The sequence below is a fragment of the Variovorax sp. PvP013 genome, from assembly GCF_050435945.1.
GTDB lineage: Bacteria > Pseudomonadota > Gammaproteobacteria > Burkholderiales > Burkholderiaceae_C > Variovorax.
Genome location: NZ_JBNDLF010000001.1, coordinates 517582 through 534885, shown reverse-complemented (window position 1 = coordinate 534885; position 17304 = coordinate 517582). Strand labels below are relative to the sequence as shown.

Annotated in this window: 16 protein-coding genes; 12 read left to right on the top strand and 4 right to left on the bottom strand. The window is 71.2% G+C overall.

All coding sequences use genetic code 11. From position 1 onward, the window contains the following. Window positions 1-78: 78 nt before the first annotated feature. From ABID77_RS02615 to ABID77_RS02595, 5 genes are all read left to right on the top strand, one after another. Window positions 79-1407, top strand: a complete 1329-nt coding sequence (locus tag ABID77_RS02615; RefSeq protein ID WP_429590423.1) for a sulfate adenylyltransferase subunit 1 — start codon at window positions 79-81, stop codon at window positions 1405-1407. 86 nt (window positions 1408-1493) lie between these two features. Further along, the gene (gene fdxA, locus ABID77_RS02610; protein ID WP_429590419.1) at window positions 1494-1823 is read left to right on the top strand and encodes a ferredoxin FdxA; all 330 of its coding nucleotides are present in this window, start codon (window positions 1494-1496) and stop codon (window positions 1821-1823) included. Between the two features lie 2 nt (window positions 1824-1825). Beyond that, on the top strand, window positions 1826-2944 hold the full coding sequence (locus tag ABID77_RS02605; protein WP_429590416.1) for an NAD(P)/FAD-dependent oxidoreductase: 1119 nt from the start codon (window positions 1826-1828) through the stop codon (window positions 2942-2944). A 42-nt stretch (window positions 2945-2986) separates the two neighbouring features. Beyond that, a complete protein-coding gene (locus tag ABID77_RS02600) occupies window positions 2987-3118 on the top strand; it encodes a hypothetical protein (protein ID WP_429590413.1) in 132 nt (43 codons plus the stop codon). Next, complete coding sequence (locus ABID77_RS02595) at window positions 3115-4386, top strand: SGNH/GDSL hydrolase family protein (protein ID WP_429590410.1); 1272 nt, start codon at window positions 3115-3117, stop codon at window positions 4384-4386. Before ABID77_RS02600 ends, ABID77_RS02595 begins: the two co-directional genes overlap by 4 nt. 42 nt (window positions 4387-4428) lie before the next feature. Here the strand turns inward: ABID77_RS02595 and ABID77_RS02590 are convergent, their stop codons facing one another. Further along, window positions 4429-4662, bottom strand: a complete 234-nt coding sequence (locus ABID77_RS02590; RefSeq protein WP_429590407.1) for a hypothetical protein — start codon at window positions 4660-4662, stop codon at window positions 4429-4431. Window positions 4663-5024: 362 nt separating this feature from the next. Further along, on the bottom strand, window positions 5025-5876 hold the full coding sequence (gene thiD / locus ABID77_RS02585) for a bifunctional hydroxymethylpyrimidine kinase/phosphomethylpyrimidine kinase (protein WP_429590404.1): 852 nt from the start codon (window positions 5874-5876) through the stop codon (window positions 5025-5027). Window positions 5877-5899: 23 nt separating this feature from the next. Here thiD and ABID77_RS02580 point away from each other — a divergent pair, with 23 nt between their 5' ends. The 7 genes from ABID77_RS02580 to ABID77_RS02550 all read left to right on the top strand — a co-directional run bounded on the left by ABID77_RS02580 (window position 5900) and on the right by ABID77_RS02550 (window position 15815). Next, entirely contained in the window at window positions 5900-7039 is a 1140-nt protein-coding gene (locus tag ABID77_RS02580) for an FAD-dependent oxidoreductase (protein ID WP_429593253.1), read from the top strand. Beyond that, window positions 7036-7260 (top strand): sulfur carrier protein ThiS, encoded by a 225-nt coding sequence (gene thiS, locus ABID77_RS02575; protein WP_429590401.1) that lies wholly within the window; start codon window positions 7036-7038, stop codon window positions 7258-7260. The genes ABID77_RS02580 and thiS overlap by 4 nt, the downstream gene beginning before the upstream one ends. Before the next feature lie 23 nt (window positions 7261-7283). Then, window positions 7284-8111: a thiazole synthase gene (locus ABID77_RS02570; RefSeq protein WP_429590398.1), complete on the top strand. Its 828-nt coding sequence runs from the start codon at window positions 7284-7286 to the stop codon at window positions 8109-8111. Between the two features lie 26 nt (window positions 8112-8137). Then, window positions 8138-9109 (top strand): thiamine phosphate synthase, encoded by a 972-nt coding sequence (locus ABID77_RS02565; protein ID WP_429590395.1) that lies wholly within the window; start codon window positions 8138-8140, stop codon window positions 9107-9109. Between the two features lie 83 nt (window positions 9110-9192). Continuing rightward, on the top strand, window positions 9193-11415 hold the full coding sequence (locus ABID77_RS02560; RefSeq protein WP_429590392.1) for a TonB-dependent siderophore receptor: 2223 nt from the start codon (window positions 9193-9195) through the stop codon (window positions 11413-11415). A 115-nt stretch (window positions 11416-11530) separates the two neighbouring features. After that, complete coding sequence (locus ABID77_RS02555; RefSeq protein ID WP_429590389.1) at window positions 11531-13648, top strand: ATP-binding protein; 2118 nt, start codon at window positions 11531-11533, stop codon at window positions 13646-13648. A 28-nt stretch (window positions 13649-13676) separates the two neighbouring features. Further along, window positions 13677-15815 (top strand): hypothetical protein, encoded by a 2139-nt coding sequence (locus ABID77_RS02550; RefSeq protein WP_429590386.1) that lies wholly within the window; start codon window positions 13677-13679, stop codon window positions 15813-15815. On the opposite strand, the gene ABID77_RS02545 is transcribed toward ABID77_RS02550, so the two are convergent. Together ABID77_RS02545 and ABID77_RS02540 are read right to left on the bottom strand one after the other, a co-directional pair. Continuing rightward, window positions 15808-16560 (bottom strand): hypothetical protein, encoded by a 753-nt coding sequence (locus ABID77_RS02545; RefSeq protein ID WP_429590383.1) that lies wholly within the window; start codon window positions 16558-16560, stop codon window positions 15808-15810. The genes ABID77_RS02550 and ABID77_RS02545 overlap by 8 nt on opposite strands. A 387-nt stretch (window positions 16561-16947) precedes the next feature. Next, the gene (locus ABID77_RS02540) at window positions 16948-17304 is read right to left on the bottom strand and encodes a DUF596 domain-containing protein (RefSeq protein ID WP_429590380.1); all 357 of its coding nucleotides are present in this window, start codon (window positions 17302-17304) and stop codon (window positions 16948-16950) included.

The window sequence follows — 17304 nt, the reverse complement described above, 5'->3', positions numbered from 1 at the left end:
GCCCACCCCCTTCGAGGGGGCGACACCAGTGGCCCGGCAAAGCCGGTTCCTCGGTGTCTCTTGAATGGAGAAGAACGAATGAATGCTTTGACTGATTCCGGAACGGCCGACGTGGCCATCGACACGGGCGCGGCCCTGCGCTTCATCACCTGCGGCTCGGTGGACGACGGCAAGAGCACGCTCATCGGGCGGCTGCTGGTGGACAGCAAGACCGTGCTGCAGGACCAGCTCGCGGGCGTGCAGCGCGGCGGCGAGACCGACCTGGCGCTGCTGACCGACGGCCTGTCGGCCGAGCGCGAGCAGGGCATCACCATCGACGTGGCGTACCGCTACTTCGCCACCGCCAAGCGCAAGTTCATCATCGGCGACGCGCCGGGCCACGAGCAGTACACGCGCAACATGGTCACGGCCGCCTCCAGCGCCGACGCCGCCGTGGTGCTGGTGGACGCCACCAAGCTCAGGTGGGCGGCCGAGGTCGGCGACGGCGCGGTCGTGGCGCGCGAGCTGCTGGCGCAGACGCGCCGCCACACGCTGCTGTGCGGCCTGCTGCGCGTGCAGTCGATCGTCTTCGCGGTCAACAAGCTCGACGCCATCGACGACGCCGCCCTGGCCTTCGAGCGCATCTCGGCCGCCCTGAATGCCTTCGCCGAGAACGCCGACGTGCGGGTCGAGGCGATCGTGCCGGTGTCGGCGCTCAAGGGCTGGAACGTGGTCACGCGCCATCCCGACTGGGCCGGCTACGAGGGCCCGAGCCTGCTCGAACTGCTCGAGGGCCTGCCGGTGACCGTGCCCGACGAGAACGTGCCCTTCGCCTTCCCGGTGCAGTGGGTGGAGAAGTTCTCCGCCTCGGCCGACACCTCGCAGGGCCGGCGCGTGTTCTGGGGCCGCGTGGCCGCCGGCCACGTCGAGCCCGGCCAGCGCGTGACCGTGCTGCCCAGCGGGCAAAGCGCCACCGTGGCGCAGGTGCTCAGCCACACGCGCCAACCGAAGACCGTGCACGCCGGCCACAGCGCGGGCATCGTGCTCGACCGCGAGGTCGACGTCTCGCGCGGCGACTGGCTGCTCGCGCCCGACGCCTTCGCACCGGTGCGCGAGATCACCGCCACGGTCGCCTGGCTCGACGACGAGCCCCTGGTGCCGGGCCGCGTGTACTGGGCGCTGCAGGGCCACCGCTGGGTCAAGGCCAAGGTGGCGCGCATCGTCGACCGGCTGAACATCAACACGCTCGACGCCGAGCCGGCCACGCAGCTGGAGGCCAACGCCATCGGCGACATCGTGCTGGCGCTGCAGCAGCCCCTGGCCGTGCTGCCCTTCGCGCAGTCGCGCGCGCTCGGCTCGCTGGTGCTGGTGGACACCGCCTCGCACAAGACCGCCGCGGCGGTGCTGGTACAACCCCCCGCCCGCTGAAGAAGCCCGGGCCGGGCATCTAAAATGCCCGGCTACCCCCCGTTCAATTCGCCGCGACCCGCCGGCAACCGACCCCTCAGATTCCCATGACCCACGTCGTCTCCGAAAACTGCATCCGCTGCAAATACACCGATTGCGTCGACGTGTGCCCGGTGGACTGCTTCCGCGAAGGTCCGAACATGCTCGTGATCGACCCGGACGAGTGCATCGACTGCGCGGTCTGCATCCCCGAGTGCCCGGCCAACGCCATCTTCGCGGAAGAGGACCTGCCGGCCGACCAGCTCGCCTTCATCAAGCTCAACGCCGAGCTGGCCCTGGCCGACGGCTGGAAGAGCATCACCAAGCGCAAGCCCGCCCTGCCCGACGCCGACGAGTGGAAGGACAAGCCCAACAAGATCGCGGAACTGGTGCGCTGACCATGGCCGCGAACCCGGTCGACACCGACGCGCTGGTCATCGGCGCCGGTCCGGTCGGGCTGTTCCAGGCCTTCCAGCTCGGCCTGCTCGAGATCTCCTGCCACGTCGTCGACGCGCTGCCCCACGCGGGCGGCCAGTGCGTCGAGCTCTATGGCGACAAACCCATCTACGACATCCCCGGCACGCCTGCCACCACGGGGCGCGGCCTGGTCGATTCGTTGCTCGAACAGATCGCGCCGTTCAAGGTGCCGATGCACCTGGGCGAGCAGGTCGCCTCGCTGGCGCGCGAGCCGGACGGCCGGCTGCGCCTGACGACCGATCGCGGCACGGTCTTCGTCGCCAGGACCGTCTTCGTCGCCGCCGGCGTCGGCGCCTTCGTGCCGCGTCGCCTGACCATCGAGGGCATCGGCCGCTTCGAGGGCACGCGGCTGTTCTATCACCCCGATGCGCTGGACCGCTTCATCGGCCAGGACGTGGTGGTCCACGGCGGCGGCGACGACGCCCTGCGCACCGCGCTGGCCCTCGTCGCCCAGGCCCGTGACAGCGGCAGGCCCGCACGCATCACGCTGCTGCACCGCCGCGACGGCTTCCAGGCCGACGCGACGCTCGTCGCCGGGGTGCGCGCCGCCATCGCCGAGGGCGCGCTGGGCTTTGTCGTCGGCCAGCCCACGGGCTTCGACGACGAACACGTCGAGGTCACGCGGCCGGACGGCGACGTCGTGGCCGCGCCGGTCGACGCGTTCGTCGCCTGCCTGGGCGTCTCGCCGCGCCTGGGGCCGATCGCCGACTGGGGCCTGGACCTGGAGCGCAAGCAGGTGCCGGTCGACACCGCGCGCTACGAGACGCGCGAGCCGGGCGTCTTCGCCGTCGGCGACGTCAACACCTACCCGGGCAAGAGGAAGCTGATCGTCTGCGGCTTCCACGAGGCCACCCTGGCCGCCTGGGGCGCGACGTCGATCGTCTTCCCGGACAAGGCGGTGCCGCTGCAGTACACGACCACCAGCACGCGGCTGCACGAACTGCTGGGCGTGGCGCGGGACCGACCGCTCGGCGGAGCGCCTGAGACCACCGGACAGGCCTCGGTCGTGGCGCCGGCCGATCCGCTCGGCGGCGCAGGATAACCCTGAGCGGATGCATGCCCGCACCGGGCAAACTCGCGCCCGATGAAGCGCGACGGTGAGATCGGCATCGCGCGGCATCGGGCGCGCGCGATCCGTCGTGGGCACCACGACCGGTCGGCGGCGTGGAACTTCATCGGCATCCAGAAGAAACAACCCGCGAGACACATCCCATGACCCTGCTCGAAGACATCCGTGCCACGCGTCGCGGCCTCGCCCGCTCGCTGATCGCCGCGACGGCGCTCTCCATGGCCCTGCTGGGCTGCGGCGGCGGCGACGACGACGGCGGGACGCCCGCGCGGAGCGTCAGCCACGCCTCCTGGGCCGCCTCCATGATGGACGCCACCCAGGTGCGGGCCGGCACGACGCCCGTCGTGGAGGTCTTCGACAACCAGTCCGTGCGCCAGGTGCTGCGCCTGTCCCTGGGCGGCGACGCGGTCCGGGTCAAGGTGTCGAACCTGTTCGGCAAGGCGCCGGTCACGTTCTCGGGCGTGCAGATCGCCAGGAGCACCGGGGGGTCCGGCATCGACGCGACCAGCAGCCGGGTGGTGAGCTTCAACGGTCAGCCCGGCGTCACCCTGGCGGCGGGCGAGGAACGGCTCAGCGACGCCATCGCGTTCTCCGCCACACCCCTGAGCAACGTGGCCGTGACGATGTACTTCGCCGCCCCCGCCACCCTCGACACGACGCATGCCCTAGCACGCCAGACGGCGTACATCGGCGCCGGCAACCAGCTCGCCGCCGCCACGATCGCGGCCACGGAAGCCAACCAGCGCCAGTCCTACTACGGCCTGGCCGTGGTCGAGACCGCCAGCACCGAGCAGACGCGGGTCCTCGTCATGTTCGGCGACTCCATCACCGATGGCGACAAGTCCACGGTCGACGCGGCCAAGCGCCTGCCCAACCAGCTCGACGATCGGCTCAAGGCCGCCGGCGCGGCGCGCACGGGCGTGATCAACGCCGGTATCGCCGGCAACCGCTGGATCCTCGACGTCTTCGGCCCGAACGCGAACAGCCGGTTCGATCGCGACGTCCTCGGCGTCGCGGGCGTCACCCACACCCTCGTCTTCCTGGGCATCAACGACCTGCGCAACTCGTTCCGCTTTCCGGCGCAAGCCGTGACGACGGACCAGGTCATCGCCTCGATGACCACGGCCGTCGGCAAGGCCAGGGCCCGGGGCCTCAAGGTCCTGCTGGGCACGCTGATGCCGTGCAAGGGCGAGACCTACTGCCCGGCCTCGGTCGACGCCGACCGGCAGGTCGTCAACGCCTGGATCAGGAACAACCGGGACGTCGACGGCATCGTCGACTTCGACCGCGTGATGCGGAACCCCGTCGCTCCGGCGGAGATCAACCCGGCCTACGACAGCGGCGACCACCTGCATCCGAACGATGCGGGCTATGGCGCGATGGCCGCCGCCATCGACCTGGCGAAGCTGCAATGACGAGCCGATCGATGGCGGACCTTCGTCTTCGCCGTCGACGCTTCACGGCGAGCGCCGCCGCTCGCCCACCCGGTCGCGCCCCCTGATCAACGCCATCGCATCCGCCACCGCCTCGGCGAAGGCGCTCTCCGAATCGTCGTGGACGCCGGCGCTGACCAGCGTCACGCGGCCGTTGGGCGACACGATCTCGACGGCGCCCTCCCACATCCCGCCGATGGGCGTCAGCCGGGCGTGCGGGAAGTAGGTCTCGTCGCCGGCAAAGATCACCTCGTCCATGGAAACAGTCTGGGGCCGCGCGCCGGGGGCGGCAATGCCGTAAGCCCTGAGGCGTCGCGCGCTTTCCTGCCTACAATCCGCACCGAGCTAGGGGTGCTGCGTCGACCGGACGAACGATCGGGTCGACGTGGCTGAGAAAGTCCCTTCGAACCTGATTGAGTTAATCCTCGCGCAGGGAAGCCGGCCCGGTGGCCGACACGCCGATTCGCATCGGACGTGCCATGCCCTTCGTTCCCCACGAAGGGCGCCCCGGGCCCATCCCCCTGCCAGAAGGTCCTTTGCGCGGAGCAAAAGAACAATGGCGACACCCACCACCGATTCGAACGATCTCCAGGCCGGCGCCGATGCCGGCCGCACGCGCCTCAGGCCGCCGCCGGCAGGCGATGCGCCGGCACGGGCGCGAAGCCGTGGTTGAGCGGGCCGTTGCCGGTGCCGGTCGCGACACCGGCGCCCGCCGCGATGGCGCCGCGCACGAAATCGCGCGCGCGCACCACCGCCTCCGGCAACGCGTGGCCGAGCGCCAGGTGCGCGGCGACGGCCGAGGCCAGCGTGCAGCCGGTGCCGTGCAGGTTGCGGCTGACGATGCGCGGCGATGCATGCCGGCGATGGCCACCGCCGTCGCCCGCCACGGCCAGCACGTCGACCAGTTCGTCCCCCGCCAGGTGCCCGCCCTTGAGCAGCACCGCCCGCGCGCCCAGCGCCAGCAGCGCGTCGGCCGTGCCGTCGAGCGCGTCGATGCCCGCGACCGCGCGGCCGAGGAACCGCGCCGCCTCGTCGAGATTGGGCGTGACCAGCGCCACGCGCGGAAACAGCTCGCGCACCATCGCCCCGACCAGGCTCGGCGCGGCCAGCGCATCGCCGCTGGTGGCGGTCAGCACCGGGTCGAGCACGACGTGCGGCAGCGCGTAGCGGTCGATCGCCCACGCCACCACCTCGACGATCTCGCGCGTGTGCAGCATGCCCAGCTTGACCGCGTCGACGCCGATGTCCTCGACCACGGCGCGGATCTGCGCCTTGACGACATCGGCCGGCACCGGATGGAGCGCGGCGACGCCGTGCGTGTCCTGCGCTGTCAGCGCGGTGATGGCCGTCGTGCCGTAGCAGCCGAGCGCGGCGAAGGTCTTCAGGTCGGCCTGGATGCCGGCGCCGCCGCCGCTGTCGGAGCCGGCGATGGTCAGGACGCGCGCATAGCGCGAAGGGGTCGTCGGGGTCATGCCGGAAATTATGGGTGGCGCGCATGACGGCCGAGGCGACCGCCGCGCTGCCGTTCGCGTCGGCCCGCATCCTCGGCGCCGGCCTGATGGGCCGGCTCGTCGCGCTGGCCCTGGCGCGACGCGGCTGCCGGGTCGACCTGCACGACGCGCGGGGACCGGAAGCCGAGGGCGCCGCCGCGCGCGTGGCGGCGGCGATGCTGGCGCCGCTGGCCGAGTCGGCCGTGGCCCCGGCGCCGGTCGTGCGCATGGGCCGCCATGCGCTGGACCGGTGGCCGCGACTCCTCGCCGACCTGGCCGGGACGGCCCCGCCGGTGTTCTTCCAGCGCGAGGGCACGCTGGTGCTCTGGCACCGGCAGGACGCGGGCGAGGCCGAGCGCTTCTCGCGCGTGCTCGAGCGCACGCGCGGCTGGATCGGCGACGACCTGCCGCCGATGCGTCGCCTGGACGCCGCCGGCGTCGTCGCGCTGGAGCCGGCCCTGCGCGGCTCGCGTTTCGCGCAAGGCCTGTTCCTGGCCGGCGAAGGCCAGCTCGACAACCGCGCGCTGCTCGCCGCCCTGCGCGCCGCGCTGGAAACGGCGCCGGGCGTGACGCTGCACTGGCATTCCCCGATGTCGCCCGACGACCTCGATCCCGGCCCGGCCGAGCGCGTGATCGACTGCCGGGGCCTGGGCGCTCGGCCGCAGTGGGAGGCGTTGCGCGGCGTGCGCGGCGAGGTGATCCGCGTGCACGCGCCCGACGTCGCACTGAGCCGCCCGACGCGGCTGCTGCATCCGCGCTATCCGCTCTACATCGCGCCCAAGCCCGGGGGCGTCTTCGTCGTCGGCGCGACCGAGATCGAGTCGGCCGACATGTCGCCGGCCAGCGTGCGCTCGACGCTCGAACTGCTCAGCGCGGCCTATGCCGTGCACAGCGGCTTCGGCGAGGCGCGCATCCTGGAGATCGCCACCCATTGCCGCCCGACGCTGCCCGACCACCTGCCGGCCTTGCGCTGGTCGGCGCCGCGCGTGCTGCAGGTCAACGGGCTGTACCGCCACGGCTTCCTGATCGCCCCGGCGCTGCTGGACATGGCGCTGGAACTGCTCGCGACCGGCGAGTCGCCGCTGGCGGCGCGCTGCGGGCTCGACGCGCCGCGGGCGGCGACCGCAACGGAAGTCGCCGCATGACCGCCTCCATACCCCCGCCGCCCCTGAGCCTGCGCATCAACGACGTCCCGCACACCCTGGACGCGCCCGCCACCGTCGCCGACGCCGTGGCGCGCATCGGCGCCGTGGCGCCCTACGCCGTCGCGGTGAACCGCGCCTTCGTGCCGCGCTCGCTGCACGCGACGCGCGCGCTGGCCGAGGGCGACCGCGTCGAAGTGATCCGCCCGGTCACGGGCGGGTGAACCGAATGACACAGGACCCGCCGATGACCGCCACGAACACGATCCCGACCGACGACGACCTGGTCCTCTACGGCCGACGCTTCCCCGGCCGACTGCTGCTGGGCACGGCCCGCTATCCGTCGCCGGCCGTGCTGGAGGCCGCCGTTCTGCGCGCGCGCCCGGCCATGCTGACGGCGTCGCTGCGCCGGCAGACCGCCGCGCCCGCGGCCGACGGCGCGGCCGGCGCCGTCGGCGACTTCTGGTCGCTGCTGCGCCGCCTGGGCGTGCCGGTGCTGCCCAACACCGCCGGCTGCCACGGCATCGAGGAGGCCGTCGCCACCGCGCACATGGCGCGCGAGCTGTTCGACACGCCGTGGATCAAGCTCGAACTCGTCGGCGACGACTACACGCTGCAGCCCGACACGCTCAACCTGGTGGAGGCCGCGTCGCGCCTGATCCGCGACGGCTTCCTCGTGCTGCCCTACTGCACCGAGGACCTGGTGCTGTGCCAGCGCCTGGTCGACGTCGGCTGCCAGGCCGTGATGCCCTGGGCGGCGCCCATCGGCACCGGCCGCGGGCCCGTCAACCCCTACGCGCTGCGGGTGCTGCGCGAGCGGCTGGACGTGCCGCTGCTGGTCGACGCCGGGCTGGGCCTGCCCTCGCACGCCTGCACGGTGATGGAGTGGGGCTACGACGGCGTCCTGCTCAACACCGCCGTCGCGCTGGCGCAGGACCCGGTCGCGATGGCCGGCGCCTTCGCCGACGCCGTGGCCGCCGGTCGCGCCGCGCACCGCGCCGGCGCCATGACGGCGCAGGACGCCGCCCAGCCGAGCACGCCGGTGCTGGGCACGCCGTTCTGGCACCACGCCTGAGCCGATTCCTCCACCACCCGATCACCATGCCCCACGCCCCGACTTCATCGACCGCCGTCGCATCGGCCGTCTTCGCCGCCCACGCCGGGCGCTTCGGCGCGACGTCGCCGCCACCGGAAGCCGAGGCCGCCGGAACGTCGCCGGAGGGCGATCCGGACTCGGTCCGCGCCGGCGTCGAGGCGGCCTGCCGCGCGCTCGGCTTCATCGGGACCGACGCCCGCTGCCTGGCGGACGCCTGGCGCGCGCAAACGCGGCGCACGGGCGCGTTCGACGCGGCGGCGTGGCCCGCGACGCCGGCCGACTTCGGCATGCGCGAACGACCGGTGGCCGGCCGCGCCGACGCCTTCGCGCCCTGCCCGGCCGAACTCGGCCTCTATGCCGTGCTGCCCGACGCCGACTGGGTCGGCCGCATGGCGCGCGTGGGCGTGCCGACCGTGCAGCTGCGCTTCAAGTCGACCGACGCGCTCGCCATCGACCGCGAGGTCCGCGCCGCCATCGAGGCCGTGCGCGGCACCGGGGCGACGCTGTTCGTCAACGACCACTGGCGGGCCGCCATCGAGGCCGGCGCCTACGGCGTGCATCTGGGGCAGGAGGACCTCGACGCGCTCGCGCCGGCCGACCTGCGGCGCCTGCGCGAGGCCGGCCTGCGCCTGGGCGTGAGCACCCACGGCCCGGCCGAGATGGTGCGCGCCGACGCCGTCGGTCCCAGCTACGTCGCGCTGGGGGCCGTGTTCCCGACCACGCTCAAGGCCATGGCCACGGCACCGCAGGGCCTGGCGCGCCTGGGCGATTACGCGCGGCTGATGCGCGACTACCCGTGCGTGGCCATCGGCGGCATCGACGCCGCGCGCCGGCCGGCCGTGCTGGCTACCGGCGTCGGCTCGGTGGCGGTGGTGCGCGCGCTGGTCGCGGCCGACGACCCCGAGACGACCGCCCGGGCCTGGACCGCCGCCATCGCGGCCGGGCTGCGCCACCGGCGCGAAGGAAGGGCGACCTGACCCCGTCGACATCGCCCTCGCCCCGCTCGCCTCCCCCGCTCCCGTCCGCCCCGATTCCTTCCTTTCTTTTTCGATCCGACCCCATGACCTCCATCCGCCCCTCCCGCTCCGACCCCGCCGCCGCGCTCCGCCGCCGGGACGCCTTCACCGCGACGCCCGTCGCCCGTGCCGCCGCGACGCTGCTGTGGCTCGCGTCGGCGGCCGCTTCGGCGCAGACGCAGCCGGCCGCGCCGACGGGCGCCGGCGCCGAGGCCGCGCTCTCCACCGTCACCGTCGACGCGCGCGCCGCCGCTGCGCAGGCCGACGTCAGCGGCTTCAGCGACCTGCCACTGCGCGAGGTGCCGATCTCCGCCACCGTGGTCGACAGCGCCACGCTACGCGCTTCCGGCGCGCGTCGGCTGGCCGACCTGACGCAGTTCGATTCGTCGGTGACCGACGCGTACAACTCGGCCGGCTACTGGGACTACCTGACGGTGCGCGGCTTCGTGCTGGACAACCGCTTCAACTACCGCCGCGAGGGCCTGCCGATCAGCGCCGAGACCTCCATCGCGCTGGACAACAAGGAGCGCGTGGAGATCCTGCGCGGCACCAGCGGCATCCAGGCCGGCACCAGCGCGCCGGGCGGGCTGGTCAACTACGTCGTCAAGCGGCCGACCGAGCGCGACCTGCGCGAGGTGCGCGCCGAGGTCACCGGACGCGGCGGCGTGCTCGGCGCGGTCGACCTGGGCGGGCGCTTCGGCGAGGACCGGCAGTTCGGCTACCGGCTCAACGCGGCGGCCGAGAACCTGAAGCCGCGCACCTTCGACCTCGACGGCCAGCGCCACCTGTTCTCGCTCGCGGCCGACTGGCGCGTGACGCGCGATTCGCTGTTCGAGGCGGAGGTCGAGTATTCGAAGAAGACCCAGCCGAGCCAGAACGGCTTCAGCCTGCTGGGCAACGCGCTGCCCGCGCCGGTCGACCCGCGCCTGAACCTCAACAACCAGCGCTGGTCGCAGCCCTCGGTGTTCGAGGGCCTGACCGGCACGCTGCGCTTCACGCAGGCCATCGACGCCGACTGGCGCTGGAGCGCCCAGCTCGGCCAGCAGCGCCTGAAGAGCCAGGACCGCCTGGCCTATGCCTTCGGCTGCGGCGCCGAGGGCAACTTCGACCGCTACTGCTCGGACGGCACCTTCGACTTCTACGACTTCCGCAGCGAGAACGAGCGCCGCACGCAGACCGCCGGCAGCCTGAACCTGAAGGGCCAGGCCCGCACCGGCGACATCCGTCACGACCTGTCCTTCGGCCTGCTCGCGAGCCGCGTGCGCAACCGCTTCCAGGACCAGGCCTTCAACTACGTGGGCACCGGCAACGTCCAGGGCACGGCCGTGGTGCCGGCCGACCCGACGCTGACCGACCCGAGCACCGACCGCGACGAGCGCTCGACCGAGCTGTCGTTCCAGGACGCCATCCGCTGGAACGAGCGCCTGACCACCTGGGTCGGCCTGCGCCACACGCGCCTGGACCGCGACAGCATCCGCACCGACGGCTCGCGCCCGACCGGCTACGCCGACGGCATCACCTCGCCCTGGCTGGCGCTGAGCTACGCGCTGCGTCCGGGCCTGCTGGCCTATGCGAGCTGGGGACGCGGCGTGGAGTCGCAGGTGGTGCCGAACCGGGCATCGCAGTACGTCAATGCCGGCGAGGCGCTGCCGGCGGTGCAGTCGCGCCAGTGGGAGGCGGGCTTCAAGGGCGGCGCCGACGCCTTCGGCTGGCAGGTGGCGTACTTCGACATCGCGCGGCCGGTGACCAACGTGGACGCCTGCAACCGGCTCGACATCCGGCCTTGCCTGGGCGGTGCCGACGGCCGGGCGGTGCATCGCGGCGTCGAGGCCAGCGCGCAATGGGCGCAGGGTCCGTGGCGGCTGGCCGGCGGCGTCACCGCCATCGACGCCAAGCGCGAAGGCAGCTTGGTCGAGCCCGCCATCAACGGCGAGCGCCCGACCAACGTGCCGCGCCAGGTGCTGCGCGCGCAGGTCGCCTACCGCGTGGCCGCCGTGCCGGGGCTGGAACTGCAGGGCCGGATGTCGCACGAGGGCCGGCGCAGCGTGCTGCCCGACGGCTCGATCGAGCTGCCGTCGTGGACGCGCTTCGACGCCGCGCTGCGCTACGACACGCGCGTCAACGGCGTCGCCACCAGCTGGACGCTGGGTGTGGAGAACCTCGCCGACCGCCGCTACTGGAAGGAATCGCCCTACCAGTTCGGCCACGTCTATCTGTTCCCCGGCGCGCCGCGCACGCTGCGGCTGATGATGACCGCGGCGCTCTGAGCGACACGGCCCGGCGCGGCGCGCCGGCCCACGGGGAGGAAGGTCCGTCCGGCCGTCAAAGCTACCGATAATCGAGGCCGAATCTGAAGCAACCTTCCACCCCGGGGCGTGATCGATGAAGTTTCTCGAAGGCGGCGGCGAATCGGGCCGCCTGATGCGCACCCTCGACTGGTCGCGCAACCCGCTGGGCGAGCCGGCGACCTGGCCGCTGTCCCTGCGCACGCTGGTGGGCGTGATGCTGGCGGCGCGCCAGGGCATCCTGATCGTCTGGGGTCCGCAGCAGATCACGCTCTACAACGACCACTACGCCGAGATGCTGGGCGCGCGCCACCCGGCGGCCATGGGCCAGCGCTTCAGGGAGGTCTGGTACGAGATCTGGGACTTGGTCGACCCGATCATCTCCGCCGCCTACGCCGGCGAGTCGACCCAGATGGACGACATCGCCTTCGAGATGCTGCGCAACGGCTATCCGGAGGAGACGCACTTCTCCTTCTCGTACACCCCCGTGCGCGACGAGGCCGGCACGGTGACGGGCATGTTCTGCGCCTGCAACGAACTCACCCAGCGCGTGAACGCCGAGCGCCAGGTGCTCGCGCAGTCGACGCACCTGGCCTCGCTGTTCGAGGCCACGCCCAGTTTCATGGCCGTGCTCAACGGGCCGGAGCACCGCTTCAGCATGACCAACGCGCCCTACCGCGCGCTCATCGGCCACCGCGACCCGATCGGCCTGACCGTGCGCGAGGCATTGCCCGACCTGCAGGGCCAGTTCTTCTTCGACCTGCTCGACGAGGTCTACCGCACCGGCCGCGCCGCCGTGGGCAGCGGCACCGAGATCCTGTTCCAGCGCGCCGCCGACGCGCCGCTCGAGCGGCGTTACCTGGACTTCATCTACCAGCCGCTGCAGACCGACGCGACCGTCACCGGCATCCTGGTCGTGGGCACCGACGTGACCGACCGGAAGATCGTCTCCCTGCAGCTCGAGCAGGACAACGCCGCCCTGGCCCGCCGCGCCGAGGAGATCGAGGAGCGCCTGCGCCAGGCGCAGAAGATGGAGGCCGTCGGCCAGCTCACCGGCGGCATCGCGCACGACTTCAACAACATGCTCCAGGGCATCGTGCTGCCGCTGCAGGTGATCCGCAAGCGACTCGCGCAGCAGCGCCACGAGGGCCTGGACGACTACGTCGAGGCCGGCATCGCCTCGGCGCGGCGCGCCGCCTCGCTCACCCAGCGCCTGCTGGCGTTCTCGCGCCGCCAGCCGCTCGACGAGAAGGTCGCCGACGTCGCGCTGTCGATCCGCACGGTCGAGCCGCTGCTGCGCACCACCTGCGGTGAGAACGTCGCGCTGGGCGTCGAGCTGCCGGCCGACCTCTGGCCGGTGCGCACCGACACGCACCAGTTCGAGAGCAGCCTGCTCAACCTGGTGATCAACGCGCGCGACGCCATGCCACACGGCGGATCGATCCGCCTGGGCGCGGCCAACCTGACACTGGCGGCCGACGTGCTCGAAGGCACCGACCTGCCCGAGGGCGACTACGTCGAGGTCAGCGTGGCCGACGACGGCGTGGGCATGCCGCCGGAGGTGCTGGCGCGCGTGTTCGACCCGTTCTTCACGACCAAGCCGATCGGCCAGGGCACCGGCCTGGGGCTGTCGATGGTCTACGGCTACATCCGCCAGTCGGGCGGCTACGTGACGGTCGACAGCACCGAAGGCGCCGGCACGGTGGTGCGGCTGCGCCTGCCGCGCTCGCCGGAGCTGCCGCAAGCGGCGCGCGCGCCGGCGCCCCGCCCGTGCGACGCCGAGCGCGACGTCTACCGCGTGCTGGTGGCCGAGGACGACGACGTCGTGCGGCTGCTGGTGGTCGACCTGCTGCGCGACCGGGGCCACGCCGTGAACGAGGCCGTCAACGGCGGTCAGGCCATGACGATGCTCGACCAGGACGTCGCCTACGACCTGCTGCTGTCGGACGTCGGCCTGCCCGGACCCAACGGCCGCCAGGTCGCCGACTACGCCCGCGAGCGCCGGCCCGGCATCAAGGTGCTGCTGATGACGGGCTACGCCGCCGAGGTCGCCACCAACGCCAGCTTCCTCGGGCCCGGCATGGCGCTGATCGTCAAGCCCTTCGACTCCGACGCGCTGATCGCCAAGGTCGAGGAGGTCATGCGCGACCTGTCCGCGCCGGCGCCTCCCGATCCGGCGCCCGGCGAGCTCGCGCCGTCGCACGCCGTGTCCTGATCCGCATCCCGACCCGAAAGAGCCCCCCGTGACCTCTCGACGCATCCGCCCTTTCCCTGGCACCCTTCCCCGCCCGTTCCCGGGTCTCGCAGTCGCGCTCGCGACCGCCGCGGCGCTGGGCGCCTCGGGCGTCGTCCTGGCCGCCGGGCCGACCGGGACGGCTTCGGCGCCCGCACGCGGCACGACCGCCGCACCGACGGCCACGACGACGGCGGCCACGCCCGCCCCGGCGCGCCTGCCCGTGCCCGAGGGCGCCTACGACGTCGCCACGCCCGAAGCCTATCGCGCGATGGCGTCCCGCATGGGCACCGAGGCCGGCATCGACTACCGCTACGGCCCGGACGCCGCCGCCTACGGCACGCCGCGCGCGACCAACACCTACCCCGGCCCGCGCCCGAGCAAGAGCCTGCTGACCCTGTCGGGCCAGCGCGCCGAGAAGCAGCGCGACGGCATCGTCGGCGGACGCGGCTGCGCCCGCGACGGCTGGTGCGGCGAATACCAGATCGGCGACCGGCTGCTCGGCCTGCCGGGGGACTACAGCTCCAGCATCGTCAACGTCGCCTACCTGCCCGACGCCAAGCCCGGGCCTAACTTCCCGGAGGCGCGCTACTGGGGCGTGGCCAGCCTGCAGACGATCAACGTCGGCCACAACACCATCGCCTGGAAGCCCGAACCGAGCTGGACGACCTACATCAGCCCGCAGATGAACAACGCGGACAACGACGAGAACACCGTCCGCCTGGCCGGCGCACGCGGCGGCTCGCCCATCGGCACCGGCGACCTCGACGGCCGGCCGGTCGCGGCGGCGCGCGGCTACGGTCGCGGCGGCTGGGTCAACAACGTGCTGACCGTTTTCGCCAACGGCTGGATCACCAGCTCGGGCAGCAACACCTCGCACAACTTCGTGAAGCTCAAGCTGCCCGACGGCAAGACGCCCACGGCCATCGCCATCACCAACAGCGGCGAGTTCGCGCTGGTGACGGTATGGGACACGGCGGCGCTCAAGGGCCAGATCGCCGTCATCGCGCTGGCCGACGGCTGCCAGGGCTGCGAGACCCTGCCCGAGGCCCAGTGGAACGCCAACTGGGGCAGCCACCGCCAGGCCTACGCCGGCCTGCCCGGCCTGGGCAACTACCTCGGCGCCAAGCTGGTGGGCTTCGTCGACCTGCCCGACACCCTCAAGGCGCCGACCGAGATCAGCGCCACCACCGGCAAGACCAACGGCGACTACCAGCGCATCCAGAACTTCTTCCAGGACCACCTGCAGAGCGACCACAACCGCCGCAGGTACTTCGACGGCGACTGGACCCAGGCCATCGCGCGCAGCGGCCTGGCGGTGGTGGTGAGCAAGAGCGAGCGGCGCGCGGCCGTGGTCGACCTGCGCCCGCTGTTCCAGTACTACCGCAAGCAGTACTTCGACCAGGGCGCGTGGGAGTGGGGCACGATGATCTCCGGGCGCGGTCCGGGCCCCCGGCAGTGGCCGTTCACCTTCGAGGCGGCGCCGGTGCAGACGCCGGTGGTGGTCAAGGTGATCGACCTGCCCGAGCGCCCGACCGCCGTGAAGCTCACGCGCGAGCCGCCCTATCGCGCCTTCATCGCCACCCAGGAAGGCAAGCTGCGCGTGTTCGACCTCGGCACCCGCTACCTCGACCAGAAGGGCGAGGCCAGGGGCCGGCCGGAGGACATCGCGCCGATGTTCTCGCTCGACGTGGGCAAGAACCCGACCAGCATCGCCTACGTCAAGGAGAAGGCGATCCTCAACCCGACCGCCACCAGCGCCCTGTTCGGCCGCCGCCGGCCGGAGGACTTCCTGTGGGTGCTCTCGCGCGGCGAGCGCAAGGCCACCATGCTGCAGTTCGACCCGCGCTTCGAATCGGCCAAGGTGTTCAAGACGCTGCAGGACAGCCGGCTGGTCGACCCGATCGCCATCGAGGACGTGGACAACCACGGCACCGAGAGCTACATCCTCACCGTGGCCGACTACCAGGGCAGGACTGTCCATAACTACCCCTACGGCCCGATCGTCATGTGGACCTACGACGCCAAGACCGCGCCCTGCCCCCACCCCAAGGGCTGCGCCCTGCGCGACGGCCTGCCCTTCGAGTACGCCGGCGGCCACGTGTTGCCGGGCAAGCCGTTCCAGATGGGAGGGGCGAACATCAATTGAGGGTGGTGCGGGCGCGGATGTTGGTGGCGATCCGCGCCGCGAGGGTGTCGACCGCATCCTCGTAGCTGCGCGCCACGTCGTCGGATTTTCGGACCATCTCGTCGAAGCTGGTCCACACATGGCGCTCGTCGGCGGGCACGCTTCCCGACGTCGGCGGCCCCGCGTCGGCGTCGGCGCCGTAATAGATGCTCTCGCTGTAGAGATAGTCCTCGTCGCGGGGACGCAGGAATGCCACGCCCACGTTCACGCGCGGCTTGTACGCGAGCGAGAACCGCGATGAGTACATGCCGACGTCGTAGAAGTGCACGTGCAGGACCGGATCGTCGCCGGGGATGCGTGCGTAGTCGATGTCTTCGGGCGACTTCGCGGGGCGATCGACGCCGTCGAGCACCCGGGCCTCGAAGCCTTGCTCCTTCAAGCGACGCACCAGTGCCGCCGTCATGCGCGGCCCCATGTTTTTGCGCGTCTCATCCATCAGTTCCGTGAAGCTGTTGCTCTTGATGCGATCGGCGAGGGCCTGCCACAGCGCACCGACCGGGATTCCCTTGTTCTCGGTATAGAGCCGCTCGATCGGCCTCACGGGCAGGACGTTGATGCGATGGACGACGGGCAACGGTGCGGGAGGTGACGGGGTTCGAGAGGCACAGGCGGCGAGCAGGCCGGTGGTGACACACAGAAGAAGGGTCGGAAGTCGTCTGCTTCTGGAAGGCGCCATGCGCGCGGACGACGACATGGCCGGTTCCATGTGATAGCTGGTTCTCGCCGGTTCGTGGAATCGATTTGCTTTTGGATATGACATTGATGCTCCCTAGTTGATTTCTTGGTCGTTGCTATGGCACGGTGTTGGTCGGTTTGCGGTCGGTGCCTTCGTGACGACAAGCGCAATACGCGGGTCGACTTGCACTACCACGGCGAAGGTGGCGTTCGCTATCCATGATGGCGCCGTACTGGCTCAGATCGTTCTGGAAACGCCTGAGTCAGCAGGAGTCTGTAAAGGGGTGACTTGCTCGTGGATGAGGCGCTGCTCGTAGAAGCCATCCCACAGGCATTTGGTGACCATCGCGGGGTCGTGGACCAAGATCGCGAGAAGAGAGTTGCTAAAACCAGAAACTCTCAACGCAATCGGAATTTTCTATGTCCAGACTAATTTTCCATCTGGATATACCCAAACAGCTCCAGCCGGGGCAAAGATATACCACCATAAATTTTCAATATCCTTTTCCTCATCGTTTTTATCATATTCCTTGGGCCAGGCCGCCTCAAATATTTTCAATTGATTCTCGATAGACCCCTCCCAAATAATTCCATTATTGGCAAGTTTCAGGATCCCTTGGCGCATGAAACGCTCAGCTAAATAGAAAAATCCTTTTTTTGCCAAATCCAAGTCCCCGGCAAAAGGAGGATAATCTCTAGACCAATCCCAAATAGCGGCGATGGAATGACCCATGTCACAACTCAAAATATTTTGAATATATTTTTCTTCAAACAT